This window comes from Bradyrhizobium shewense (assembly GCF_900094605.1).
Taxonomy (GTDB): Bacteria; Pseudomonadota; Alphaproteobacteria; order Rhizobiales; family Xanthobacteraceae; genus Bradyrhizobium; species Bradyrhizobium shewense.
In genome coordinates this window covers 1-11,814 of record NZ_FMAI01000004.1, presented here as the reverse complement: position 1 = coordinate 11,814, position 11,814 = coordinate 1, and the positions used below count along the sequence as shown (strand labels likewise).

Annotated in this window: 12 protein-coding genes; 7 read left to right on the top strand and 5 right to left on the bottom strand. The window is 65.7% G+C overall.

Annotation, left to right across the window (positions count from 1 at the left end):
* Positions 1–17: 17 nt before the first annotated feature.
* A complete protein-coding gene (locus GA0061098_RS09245) occupies positions 18–902 on the top strand; it encodes a 4-(cytidine 5'-diphospho)-2-C-methyl-D-erythritol kinase (RefSeq protein WP_165637258.1) in 885 nt (294 codons plus the stop codon).
* 122 nt (positions 903–1,024) lie between these two features.
* On the opposite strand, the gene GA0061098_RS09240 is transcribed toward GA0061098_RS09245, so the two are convergent.
* The 5 genes from GA0061098_RS09240 to GA0061098_RS09220 form a co-directional block, all read right to left on the bottom strand.
* Entirely contained in the window at positions 1,025–1,900 is an 876-nt protein-coding gene (locus GA0061098_RS09240) for an alpha/beta fold hydrolase (RefSeq protein WP_091956343.1), read from the bottom strand.
* A 7-nt stretch (positions 1,901–1,907) separates the two neighbouring features.
* Positions 1,908–2,540 carry a LysE family translocator gene (locus GA0061098_RS09235; RefSeq protein WP_091956053.1) on the bottom strand — a complete coding sequence of 211 codons (633 nt, stop codon included), beginning with the start codon at positions 2,538–2,540 and terminating at the stop codon, positions 1,908–1,910.
* A gap of 44 nt (positions 2,541–2,584) precedes the next feature.
* Positions 2,585–3,847, bottom strand: coding sequence for a beta-ketoacyl-ACP synthase II (gene fabF / locus GA0061098_RS09230; protein WP_091956052.1), 1,263 nt, complete (start codon positions 3,845–3,847; stop codon positions 2,585–2,587).
* A gap of 1 nt (position 3,848) precedes the next feature.
* A complete protein-coding gene (locus GA0061098_RS09225) occupies positions 3,849–4,364 on the bottom strand; it encodes a winged helix-turn-helix transcriptional regulator (RefSeq protein ID WP_091956051.1) in 516 nt (171 codons plus the stop codon).
* Between the two features lie 255 nt (positions 4,365–4,619).
* Positions 4,620–5,627, bottom strand: a complete 1,008-nt coding sequence (locus GA0061098_RS09220) for a polyprenyl synthetase family protein (protein WP_091956342.1) — start codon at positions 5,625–5,627, stop codon at positions 4,620–4,622.
* Between the two features lie 135 nt (positions 5,628–5,762).
* Between GA0061098_RS09220 and GA0061098_RS09215 the strand changes: the two genes are divergently transcribed.
* The 6 genes from GA0061098_RS09215 to glyS all read left to right on the top strand — a co-directional run bounded on the left by GA0061098_RS09215 (position 5,763) and on the right by glyS (position 11,433).
* A complete protein-coding gene (locus GA0061098_RS09215) occupies positions 5,763–5,990 on the top strand; it encodes a putative signal transducing protein (protein WP_018323354.1) in 228 nt (75 codons plus the stop codon).
* Positions 5,983–6,747 (top strand): tRNA1(Val) (adenine(37)-N6)-methyltransferase, encoded by a 765-nt coding sequence (locus GA0061098_RS09210; protein WP_091956050.1) that lies wholly within the window; start codon positions 5,983–5,985, stop codon positions 6,745–6,747. Before GA0061098_RS09215 ends, GA0061098_RS09210 begins: the two co-directional genes overlap by 8 nt.
* Before the next feature lie 214 nt (positions 6,748–6,961).
* Positions 6,962–7,870: a S49 family peptidase gene (locus GA0061098_RS09205; RefSeq protein ID WP_091956049.1), complete on the top strand. Its 909-nt coding sequence runs from the start codon at positions 6,962–6,964 to the stop codon at positions 7,868–7,870.
* A gap of 105 nt (positions 7,871–7,975) precedes the next feature.
* Entirely contained in the window at positions 7,976–8,167 is a 192-nt protein-coding gene (locus GA0061098_RS09200) for a hypothetical protein (protein WP_008131462.1), read from the top strand.
* Between the two features lie 231 nt (positions 8,168–8,398).
* On the top strand, positions 8,399–9,334 hold the full coding sequence (locus tag GA0061098_RS09195; protein ID WP_038948278.1) for a glycine--tRNA ligase subunit alpha: 936 nt from the start codon (positions 8,399–8,401) through the stop codon (positions 9,332–9,334).
* Positions 9,334–11,433, top strand: a complete 2,100-nt coding sequence (gene glyS / locus GA0061098_RS09190; RefSeq protein ID WP_091956048.1) for a glycine--tRNA ligase subunit beta — start codon at positions 9,334–9,336, stop codon at positions 11,431–11,433. Before GA0061098_RS09195 ends, glyS begins: the two co-directional genes overlap by 1 nt.
* Positions 11,434–11,814: the final 381 nt, after the last annotated feature.

Here is an 11,814-nt window from a genome sequence, read left to right as displayed (position 1 = left end):
TTGGGGGCGTGTCGCCGATGCCGGCGTTGATTGAAGAAGGACGGGCGAAGGTCAATCTCAGCCTTCGCGTCGTCGGCCGTCGCGCCGACGGCTATCATGATCTCGAAAGTGTGGTCGCGTTCGCCGATTGCGCCGATCGGCTGACATTGGAGCCGGGCGGCGAGCTGAAGCTCGCCACCACCGGACCGCTTGCCGCGGCTTGCGGCGATACCGCGGACAATCTCGTCTTCAAGGCGGCCAGGCTTCTGGCCGACGCGGTGCCGAACCTGAAGCTCGGCGCCTTCGCGCTCGACAAGGTGCTGCCGGTTGCCGCCGGTATCGGTGGCGGCTCGGCTGATGCGGCAGCGGCGCTGCGGCTCTTGGCGCGTCTCAACAATTTGTCGCTCGACGATCCGCGCCTGCAGAAGGTCGCGCTCGCGACCGGCGCCGATGTGCCGGTGTGCCTGCTCTCGCGCGCCTGCGACATGACCGGCGTCGGCGAGCAGCTGCTGCCGCTCGCACTGCCGAGCATGCCTTGCGTGATGGTCAATCCGCGCGTGCCTGTGGCCACCAAGGATGTCTTCCAGGAGCTGGGCCTGCGCAACGGCGAGCTCCTGGTCGGCGCCACCTCGGTTCTGGGAGCTCCGGCCTGGCCGGAGGAGGGCGGGTCGATTGCCGATTGGGTCGACGTTCTCGAAACCGTCGTCAACGATCTCGAAGAGCCTGCGCTGCGTATCGAACCTGTGATCGGCGACGTGCTGGAGGCCTTGCGCGGCTCCGCCGGCGTCAAGCTCGCCCGCATGTCCGGCTCGGGCGCGACGTGCTTTGCGATCTACGGCTCGCCCGCCGATACGCATGCCGCGGCCGAGAAGATCCGCAGGGATCACACCGGCTGGTGGGTGCATGCGGGGACGTTGAGCTAGGTATTTCGCCGGCGACAGTGCCGTAGGGTGGGCAAAGGCGCGAAGCGCCGTGCCCACCATCATCCACTCACGCGATCGAAGTGGTGGGTACGATTCGCTTTGCCCGCCCTACGGCAGCGGAGCTAGCACACGCCGTCCTCCGCCAGCCCGAGAAACCGCCGGATCTCACCCAGCACCTCTTGCGGTTTGTCATGCTGCAGCCAGTGCCCGGCCCCGGCGATGGTCTCGATGCGCGCCTGCGGGAAGTAGCGCTCCAGGCCCGCCGCTCTGGCACCGGCGAGAAAGCTCTCGCCGGCATTCAGCAGCAGCGTCGGGCACGTAATGCGCGACCACAGCGCGACGTGGTCGTCCGGCCAGAGCCGGTGCGGCGCACTGGCGCGCTGATAGGGATCGAACTTCCAGCTATAGGTGCCGTCCTCGTTCTGCCGCGCGCCGTGCGTGGCCAGATGCAGCGCGAGGTCGCGGGACAGACGTTTGTTGTGAAGCACCATCTGCGCCGCTGCGTCTTCGAGGGTCGCATAGCGGCGCGGCGTGCGGTCGTGTAGTTTGTCGAGCTGGCCGATCCATTTGCCGATGCGCTCGTGCGCCGGCGGCTTCGGCGTGTCCGGCAACATGGTCACGCCGTCGAGCACGACCAGCTTCGACACCTGCTCGGGAAACGCCCCTGAAAAGATCAGACTCACCATGCCGCCCATCGAATGGCCGATGAGGGTCACCTCGGGCGCTGCGATGGTGCGGATGAGCTGGGCGAGATCGTAGACATATTCGGTCAGCGCGTAGCTGCCGCCTTTGGTCCAGTCGGAATCGCCGTGACCGCGCAGGTCGGGTGCGAGCACGTGAAAATGCGGTTGCAGCGACCGGGCGATGACGTCCCAGCTGCGGCAGTGATCGCGGCCGCCGTGAACGAGGATGAGAGGTGGCGCTCTCTCATTGCCCCAATCGGCGTAATGCAGCCGCAGGCCGTGGGACTCGTAGGTGCGGCTTTGCGGGGCGAGCATCGCGGCGCTATCCATTCGCCGGCCGCCGCACCAGGGCCAGCGACAGGCCAAGGCCGGCGATGAAGACGCCGGAGCCCTGGGTGAGACGCCGCATCAGATGCGGCCGTCCAATCAGCTGCGTGCGTGTCGCCGAGGCCATCAGCACCACGACGACATCGGCGAGCGTGTTCAACGCCACCGAGATCGCGCCGAGCATGATGAATTGCAGCGTGGGATTCGATCCCGCGGGATCGAGGAACTGCGGAATGAAGGCGAGGAAGAACGCGGCGGTCTTCGGGTTCAGCGCCTCGACCAGCACGCCGTCGCGGAACGCGCGCTTGTCGCCGAGAGCTTCGCCGTCGAGCGACAGTGTCCGGCTGGCGCTGCGAAAAGTCTTGATGCCGAGCCAGACCAGATAGAGCGCGCCGACGAATTTGACGGCAGCGAACAATTCGGCGCTAGCAAGGATGATTGCGGAGATGCCGAGGCTGCCCGCGACGACATGAACCAGCCCGCCCAGCGCCGTGCCCGCGGTCGAGGCGAAACCGCTGGCGCGCCCCTCCGACAAGGTCCGCGCCGCGACGTAGAAGATGCCGGGGCCGGGAACGGCGGCAATGAGACAGGCTGCAGCCAGGAACAGCCAGAAATTCGTTTCAATCATCCTGTTTTCGTAGCGAAGCGTGCCACGATTGCAAGGCCTGTTGTCTAGCCCATGCGGCGAAAGATCACGCTGGCGTTCACCCCGCCGAAGCCGAAGCCGTTGGAGATCGCGTATTGCATCGGCATCGCTCGCGCGGCGCCGGCGACGATGTCGATGCCGTCGGCGCCCTGATCAGGGTTTTCGAGATTGAGCGTCGGCGGTGCGATCTGGTCGCGCAAAGCAAGCACGGTGAAGATCGCCTCAAGGCCGCCGGCGGCGCCGAGCAGATGGCCGGTGGCCGATTTGGTCGCGCTGACAGCGATGCCGCGATTGCGGCCGAACAGCGCGGCAATGGCGCCAAGCTCGCTTTCGTCGCCGGCGGGCGTCGATGTTGCGTGGGCGTTGAGGTGCTGCAGATCCGCCGGCGCAAGGCTCGCCTGCCGGAGCGCGATCTCCATGGCGCGGCGCGCGCCGTCGCCATCGGGCGGGCCTGATGTCATGTGGTAGGCGTCCGCCGTCGTGCCGTATCCGATCACCTCCGCGATCGGCGTGGCGCCGCGCGCGAGCGCATGTTCGAGTTCCTCGATGACAAGAATGCCGGCGCCTTCGCCCATCACAAAGCCGTCGCGGTCCCGATCGAACGGGCGCGAGGCGCGCGCCGGCTCCTCGTTGAACCCGCTCGACAGCGCGCGCGCTGCCGCAAAGCCGCCGAGGCTGACGATGTCGATGCAGGCTTCCGCGCCGCCGCAGATCGCGATGTCGACTTCGCCGGCACGGATCATGCGCGCGGCATCGCCGATCGCCTGCACGCCGGCGGCGCACGCGGTGACCGGTGTGCCGAGCGCGCCCTTGTAGCCGTATTTGATCGAGACCTGGCCGGCGGCGAGATTGGCCAGGAACGAGGGGATCGTGAACGGCGAGAGCCGGCGCACGCCGCGCTGCTCGGTGATGCGCACCGCCTCCGCCATCGCAGGGAAACCGCCGACGCCGGAGGCGATGATCGTCGCGGTGCGCTCCAGCGCGGCAGCATCCTGCGGCGTCCATTTCGCCTGCGCGATCGCCTCGGCGGCCGCGAGCAGCGCGAACAGGATGAAGCGGTCCATCTTGCGCTGGTCTTTTGGTGCGGCGGCCTGCGCGGGATCGAAGCCGCTATCGGCATCGTCGGCCTTGTCGGGCACGAGTCCGGCAATGCGCGCCGGTAGCGCCTGCGCCCATTCGGGCAGCGGGCGCAGGCCGCTATGGCCGGCGAGCAGCCGGCGCCAGGAGGTTTCGACACCGCAGCCGAGCGGCGACACCGCGCCCATTCCTGTCACGACGATATGACGCATGTTACTCTCCAGCCGGCGCGACGGCCGGGTTCATGGCCTTGAGTGAAGCGATGCGCTTGCGCATGCCGCGGCTGGCGCGGGGACCGGCGACGACGACCGTATTGGCGAGCGTGATCGGCTGCATGTCGGCAGCGTCGACAACGACCGGATCGAACGGGCGAGCGTCGCTCCGGTTCGCCAGCAGAATGGATTCACCTTTGGGCGCGAGATGCTTGTTGCCGAAGGCGAGCAGCATAGCGATCACCGGGAAGAAATCCCGCGCCTTGTCGGTCAGAACATATTCGTAACGCGGCGGCCGCTCCTGATAGCGGCGGCGCACGAACATGCCCGATGCGGTGAGATGGGCAAGCCGCCGCGACAGGATGTTCGGCGCAATGCCGAGGCTTTGCGAGAACTCGTCGAATTTCGTCGCACCCTGAAACGCATCCCGCAGGATCAGGATGCTCCACCATTCGCCGACCGTCTCCACGGCACGGCCGACCGGGCATTCCAGGATCGATGGGGATTTGGGCTGCATGGCGGGAAGGTAGGAGAGTCACTTGCAAAATGCAAGTCACTAGATAGGCCGCACGAGCGCTGGCGAAGGGCGGGCCGCACATCCGGAAAGCTGTCACTGTGATTTGAAATGCGAATTGGCGAGTGCCGGCTTCGCGCCATACTCCGTCATTCCGAGCGTCACCCCGAGTTGCGCGACGAGCGACGCAACGCATCGCGCCACTCGCGCCTCAGGATGACGGAACTAATAGCCGTGCAAAGATCGAAAGCGGGTCGCTCAGTGCGACCGTGCCAGACAGAACGCCACCACCTGTTCCAGCGCGCTTTTCATCGGCGAGGCGGGGAACAGCGCCAGTGCGTCCACCGCCATGGCGCCGTAGTGCTGGGCGCGGCTGAGCGTGTCCTCGAGCGCGCGGTGCTTGTTCATGAGCCCGATGGCGTGATCGAGGTCGCTATCGCCGATCTCGCCGCGCTCCAGCGCCCGGATCCAGAACGCGCGCTCGGTGTCGTTGCCGCGGCGGAAGGCGAGCACGACGGGCAGAGTGATCTTGCCCTCGCGGAAATCGTCGCCGGTGTTCTTGCCGAGCTTTGCACTCTTGCCGCCATAGTCGAGCACGTCGTCGACGAGCTGGAAGGCGATGCCGAGATTCATGCCGACCGAGCGGCAGGCGGTCTGCTCGGCCTTGGGGCGGTTGGCGATGACAGGGCCGACCTCGCAGGCCGCGGCAAACAGCTCGGCGGTCTTGCCGCGGATCACGGCGAGATATTCGTCCTCGGTGGTCGCGGTGTTCTTGGCGGCGGCCAGCTGCATCACCTCGCCTTCGGCGATGGTGGCGGCGGCCGCAGAGAGGATGTCGAGCGCGCGGAGCGAGCCGACCTCGACCATCATGCGGAAGGCCTGGCCGAGCAGGAAGTCGCCGACCAGCACGCTCGCCTCGTTGCCCCAGAGCATGCGGGCTGAGAGCTTGCCGCGGCGCATCTCGCTCTCGTCGACGACGTCGTCGTGCAGCAGCGTGGCGGTATGCATGAACTCGACGGAGGCGGCGAGCTTGATATGGCCGTCGCCGGTGTAGCCGGCGAGGTTGGCCATGGCGAGCGTCAGCATCGGCCGCAGCCGCTTGCCGCCGGAGGAGATCAGATGATTGGCGACCTCCGGGATCATGGTCACGTCCGAACCGGTCCGCGACAGGATCGTGGCGTTGACGCGCTCCATATCAGGGGCGACAAGGGCAACCAGCTCTTCGATCGACGCGCCGGGAGTTTCGAAAGGTACGATGACGGCCACGCCGGTCTCCAATATTTGCCCCGGAGGGGCTATTCTGACGGAAAGACAATAGAAACTGGCGGCGGATGCGGCAAGGCCCGCGGAACCATTGACATTTGCCGCTTTAGCCCCCTCTCAGGCAAGGAAACCTGCGTTTTGCGTGAACTGGTTCGGACCAACGATATGGTGCTGGTGTCGGCGATCGGCGCGCTGCTCGACGGCGCCAACATCCATCATCTGGTGCTGGACCAGAACATGAGCATTATCGAGGGCTCGCTCGGCATTTTGCCGCGGCGGATCCTGGTTCACGAGGACGACGCCCAGGAGGCCAGGGAGCTCCTCACCGAAGCCGGCCTCAGCCACGAACTGCGCGGCGATGAGTGAGGCCGCAGATATTACCGAGGACGCCTTTCTCGGCGGGCAATTGCGCCTGAGGCAGAAGCGGAGTGGCCACAGAGCCGGGCACGACGCCATTTTGCTTGCAGCGGCGACGGAGGCCCGTCCCGGGGACCGCGTGGTCGATTTCGGCGCCGGTATCGGCACGGCCGGGCTGGCGCTGGCCCGGCGCGTCGCTGGTATCGCGCTGAGCCTGGTCGAGATCGATCCGGAGCTGGCCGAGCTCGCACGCGCCAATGCCGCCGCGAATGCGCTTGCCGCCGAGACCATCCTGCTCGATGTCACCGCCGACGCCGCGGCCTTTGCGGCAAACGGGCTGTCGCCCGACAGCTTCGACGTGGTGCTGATGAATCCGCCCTTCAACGATCCGGCGCGGCATCGCGGCTCGCCGGATCAGGCGCGTCACACCGCGCATGTGGCGACGGACGAGACCCTGCATGCCTGGGTGCATGCAGCGCGGCGCATCCTCCGATCGAATGGTGTGCTGACATTGATCTGGCGCGCAGATGGCATCGCCGATGTCCTGGCGGCGCTGTCACGCGGCTTCGGTAGCCTTTCGATCCTGCCGGTTCATGGTGAGGCGGGGCGGCCTGCGATCCGCGTGCTGGTGCGTGCGGTCAAAGGTGGCCGGGCTCCGACGCGATTGCTGCCGGGCCTCATGCTCAACGACGAGTCAGGCGCGTCCAAAAAAGAGGTGACGGAGATTCTGGAGGGGAGAGCGGCCTTGCCGCTGGTGGAACCGTGACGGCTTACTGCGGAAGCGATTCCGGCTGCTGCTCTTGCGGGGACGTCAAGCGGATCGCCATGAACAGCGCACCGATCAGCAGCATCAGCAGATAGATTTTCATGGTGTTCTCCGCTGCCTCATTGCAGCCTCCCAACGGGAAATCTGCAAAACACGTTCCAGGCACTTCCAATGACAGTCGCGTGATAAGAAATGGTTAATCAGAGGTAACGGCATGGCCGAGCAATTGAAAGATCGTGAGAGTTCCGGCCTGGCCGACAAGCTCATGCAATATCTGCCGGCGCGCTTCCGCCCCGGTACCGCGGTCGTGCCGGTGGTGCGGCTGTCCGGTGTGATCGGTGCGGTGACGCCGCTGCGCCCGGGCATGACGCTGGCGGGCGTTGCGCGGGTGCTGGAGCGCGCGTTCTCGTATCGGCACGCCAAGGCGGTGGCGCTGGTGATCAACTCGCCCGGCGGCTCGCCGGTGCAGTCGCGCCAGATCTATCTGCGCATCAAGCAACTCGCGGCGGAGAAGAAGCTGCCGGTGCTGGTGTTCGTCGAGGACGTCGCGGCCTCCGGCGGCTACATGATCGCCTGCGCCGGCGACGAGATCATCTGCGATCCCTCTTCGATCCTCGGCTCGATCGGCGTGGTCGGCGGCAGCTTCGGTTTCCAGGAGGCGATCAAGCGGCTCGGCATCGAGCGGCGCCTCTATACGGCCGGCGCACACAAGGCGATGCTCGATCCTTTCCTCCCCGAGAACCCCGACGACGTCGCCAAACTGAAGGCGCTCCAGCGCGAGATCCATCAGATCTTCATTTCCCTGGTGAAGGAGAGCCGCGGCGCGCGCCTCAAGGGCGCGGACGACGCCCTGTTCACGGGCGAATACTGGGCCGGCGAGAGTTCGATCGCGCTGGGGCTCGCCGACAGCATCGGCGATCTCCGCTCAACTCTTCGTGCCCGCTATGGCGAGAAGGTTCTCACCCCCGTGATCGCGCAGCCGACCGGGCTGCTCTCCGGCTTTCTGGGCCGGAAATCGCCTGGCGCGGGGCAGCTTTCGGCCATGGAATCAATGGCGGGCCTGCCGGACGATCTGATCTCGGCGCTTGAGACGCGGGCGATCTGGGCGAAATTCGGGTTCTAGGCCGAGCCCTCCCGCGCCATTTGGCCTCTTGGCCTGCCGATTGCGGCGCAGCCCCGACTGCGCAACAATGTGCGTGGGGGCTGAGCACTAGACGAGGATCGACCGATGCCGCCGTTCGTCGCTTTCGCGGGCGTTCTGGGTGGGCTTGCCGTGGTCCGCTGGGCCTACAAGACCGCTGTCAGGATCAACCAGGAGCTGGAGGAGATGCGCCTGTCGCGTGTCGCCGAAGCCGCCCATATGGGGAACATCCAGACGCTGAAACGTGACCCCGTGACCGGAGCCTACCGGCCGGGGTAGCGCTCTCAACACGTAAGGTGCCGTAGGGTGGGCAAAGCGAAGCGTGCCCACGACAGCGCCTCAATTCTGGCAAGATGGTGGGCACGGCGCAAGAGCGCCTTTGCCCACCCTACGGCACCGTCCGGGATGAGGGCTGATTGGCCCGAATCCGCCCCCTTTGCCTTGATTCCCACTCCCGCCGTCGATACGGTCCCGCGCGATTCAAACCCCCCGCGAGAGCCTGATCTGACGATGGACGCCTCATTGCCCGCCCATATGCGCCCGGAACGCTCGTTCCAGGGCTTCATCCTCGCGCTTCAGAGATTCTGGGCCGAGCAGGGCTGCGTGATCCTGCAGCCCTACGACATGGAGATGGGCGCGGGCACCTTCCATCCGGCGACCACGCTGCGCGCGCTCGGGCCAAAGCCTTGGAACGCGGCCTATGTGCAGCCCTCGCGCCGGCCCAAGGACGGTCGCTACGGCGAGAACCCGAACCGGATGCAGCACTATTACCAGTTCCAGGTGATCATGAAGCCGTCGCCGCCGAACCTTCAGGAGCTGTACCTGAAATCGCTCGCCGCGATCGGCATCGATTCCGCCGTGCACGACATCCGCTTCGTCGAGGACGATTGGGAGAGCCCGACGCTGGGCGCCTGGGGTCTCGGCTGGGAGTGCTGGTGCGACGGCATGGAAGTCAGCCAGTTCACTTACTTCCAGCAGGTCGCCGGCTTCGAATGCGCCCCCGTCGCGGGCGAGCTCACCTACGGGCTCGAGCGTCTCGCGATGTATGTGCAGGGCGTCGACCGCGTCTACGACCTCAACTTCAACGGCCGCGACGGCGATGCCAAGGTCACCTATGGCGACGTCTTCCTGCAGGCCGAGCGCGAATATTCGAAGCACAATTTTGAAGTCGCCGACACAGCGATGCTGTTCGAGCAGTTCAAGATGGCCGAAGCGGCCTGCCGAAAGTACCTCGATGCAGGTTGGAAGGACGACAAGCGCGAGGCGCATCTGATGGCGCTGCCGGCCTATGACCAGTGCATCAAGGCGAGCCACGTCTTCAACCTCCTGGACGCGCGCGGCGTGATCTCGGTGACGGAGCGGCAGAGCTACATTCTGCGTGTGCGCGAATTGGCAAAAGCCTGCGGCGAGGCCTGGATCCATACTGAAGCGGGCGGAGCGGCCTGATGCCCGAACTTTTGCTTGAACTGTTCTCGGAAGAGATTCCCGCGCGCATGCAGGCTAAGGCGGCCGACGATCTGCGCCGCATGGTCACCGACAAGCTCGTCGCCGAAGGCCTCGTCTACGAGGGTGCGAAAGCCTTCGCGACGCCGCGCCGCCTTGCGCTCACCGTGCACGGCATTCCTGCGCGTCAGCCTGACCTCAAGACCGAACGCCGAGGCCCGAAGATGGGCGCGCCGGATGCGGCCGTGCAGGGCTTCCTGAAAGCGACGGGTCTGAAGTCGCTGGATGAGGCCAAGATCCAGCGCGACCCCAAGGGCGACTTCTACATCGCGCTGATCGAGAAGCCCGGCCGCGATGCGATCGACGTGCTCGCGGAAATCCTGCCCGTCATCATCCGTACCTTCCCCTGGCCGAAATCGATGCGCTGGGGCGCGCGCTCGGGCAAGCCGGGATCGCTGAGCTGGGTGCGTCCGTTGCACGCGATCACCGCGACGTTCGGGCTCGAGACCGAAGAGCCCGATGTCGTGAAGTTCGAGGTCGACGGCATCGAGACCGGCCAGACCACCTACGGCCATCGCTTCATGGCGCCGAACGCGATCAACGTGCGGCGGTTCGAGGACTATGAGGCGAAACTGAAAGCCGCCAAAGTCATTCTCGATCCGCAGGCGCGCAAGGACATCATCTTCGCCGACGCCAAGGAGCTGACCTTCGCGCAGGGCTTCGAGCTGGTCGAAGATCAGGTGCTGCTCGACGAGGTCTCGGGCCTCGTCGAATGGCCCGTTGTCATGATGGGATCGTTTGAAGCGGAATATCTCGCGATCCCGGACGAGGTGATCCGCGCCACCATCCGCAACAACCAGAAGTGCTTTGTGGTCAAGGACCCCAAGACCGGGAAGCTGACCAACAAGTTCGTCCTCACCGCCAATATCGAGGCGGCCGACGGCGGCAAGGTCATCGTATCAGGCAACGAACGCGTGATCCGTCCGCGCCTGTCGGATGCGAAGTTCTTTTACGAGACCGACCTGAAGACGAAACTCGAGGATCGTCTGCCGAAGTTCGAGCAGATCGTATTCCACGAGAAGCTCGGCACCCAGGCCGCGCGCATCAAGCGGATCGAACGCCTTGCTGCCGAGATCGCGCCGCTGGTCGGTGCCGACGTGGTCAAGGCGACGCGCGCCGCGCATCTGGCCAAGGCGGATCTGCTGGCCGAAGTCGTCGGCGAATTCCCTGAGGTGCAGGGCCTGATGGGCAAGTACTACGCGCTGGCGCAGGGCGAGGATGCCTCCGTCGCCGCTGCCTGCGAGGAGCATTACAAGCCGCAGGGTCCCGCCGATCGCGTGCCGACCGATCCTGTGAGCGTCGCGGTGGCTTTGGCGGACAAGATCGATACGCTTGTTGGCTTCTGGGCCATCGACGAGAAGCCGACGGGGAGCAAGGACCCGTATGCGCTGCGTCGTGCAGCGCTGGGCGTGATCAGGCTGATCGCCGAAAACGCGCTGCGTCTCTCGCTCACGAAAGTCGCGGCTTCCGCACTTGCGGGCTTGTTGTTGAAGCCTGCCGATGCGCAGAAGCTTCCGAGCGATCTGCTCGCCTTCTTTGCCGACCGCCTGAAAGTCCAACTTCGCGAGCAGGGCGCGCGTCATGATCTCGTCGATGCCGTGTTCGCGCTGGGCGGCCAGGATGATCTGCTGATGATCGTCCGCCGCGTCGAGGCGCTCGGAAAATTCCTCGACACCGATGACGGCAAGAATCTGCTCGCCGGCACCAAGCGCGCCAGCAACATCCTCTCGATCGAGGAGAAGAAGGACAAGCGCAGCTTCGAAGGCGCGCCCGATGCTGCGCTTTACAGCCTGGCCGAGGAGAAGGCGCTGGCCAAGGCGATCGGCGAAGTGCAGGCGGAAGCCAGCGCTGCCGTCGCCAAGGAAGACTTCGCCGCTGCGATGAGCGCGATGGCAAAGCTGCGTCCGCCGGTCGATGCGTTCTTCGACAAGGTTCGCGTCAACGACGACGATGCCAAGGTGCGCGAGAACCGCCTGAAGCTGCTGAACGAGATCCGCAGCGCCACGCGTGCGGTGGCGGATTTCTCGAAGATCCAGGATTGAGGCCGCGGCTGTTGCGGCTTTCGCGCCCCGGACGCAGCGCAGCGCCACTTGGCGGTGCGCTGCAGAGCCGGGGCCCATGCCGGCCGCGTGCTCGGAGCTTCTGGGTCCCTGTGTCTTGGAAGTCTGTCAGGATGGGGTTGGGCGGGAAGCCGTTGGGTCCTTGGCGCTTGACGCCGTGAGCCGGCTCGGTCTCCCGCCCGTTCCATTACCAACCTGAACAGTTGCACGAGGCTGCGCCAACAGACCTCGCATCACAGGGACAGGCACCGTGATCATACCCGCTCGTTGCGTCGGAATCGACGTCTCCAAACAACACCTCGATATCTTCGATGACGGTTTAGGCGTGCCGGAGCGCATCGCCAACGCGCCGCAGGCCATCAC

What these genes read in the sequence shown, in the direction of transcription:
- GA0061098_RS09245 (WP_165637258.1), top strand. Translation starts at nt 18, where the DNA reads ATGCCGGCGTTGATTGAAGAAGGACGGGCGAAGGTCAATCTCAGCCTT.
- GA0061098_RS09240 (WP_091956343.1), bottom strand. Translation starts at nt 1,900, where the DNA reads ATGCTCGCCCCGCAAAGCCGCACCTACGAGTCCCACGGCCTGCGGCTG.
- GA0061098_RS09235 (WP_091956053.1), bottom strand. Translation starts at nt 2,540, where the DNA reads ATGATTGAAACGAATTTCTGGCTGTTCCTGGCTGCAGCCTGTCTCATT.
- fabF (WP_091956052.1), bottom strand. Translation starts at nt 3,847, where the DNA reads ATGCGTCATATCGTCGTGACAGGAATGGGCGCGGTGTCGCCGCTCGGC.
- GA0061098_RS09225 (WP_091956051.1), bottom strand. Translation starts at nt 4,364, where the DNA reads ATGCAGCCCAAATCCCCATCGATCCTGGAATGCCCGGTCGGCCGTGCC.
- GA0061098_RS09210 (WP_091956050.1), top strand. Translation starts at nt 5,983, where the DNA reads ATGAGTGAGGCCGCAGATATTACCGAGGACGCCTTTCTCGGCGGGCAA.
- GA0061098_RS09205 (WP_091956049.1), top strand. Translation starts at nt 6,962, where the DNA reads ATGGCCGAGCAATTGAAAGATCGTGAGAGTTCCGGCCTGGCCGACAAG.
- GA0061098_RS09200 (WP_008131462.1), top strand. Translation starts at nt 7,976, where the DNA reads ATGCCGCCGTTCGTCGCTTTCGCGGGCGTTCTGGGTGGGCTTGCCGTG.
- GA0061098_RS09195 (WP_038948278.1), top strand. Translation starts at nt 8,399, where the DNA reads ATGGACGCCTCATTGCCCGCCCATATGCGCCCGGAACGCTCGTTCCAG.
- glyS (WP_091956048.1), top strand. Translation starts at nt 9,334, where the DNA reads ATGCCCGAACTTTTGCTTGAACTGTTCTCGGAAGAGATTCCCGCGCGC.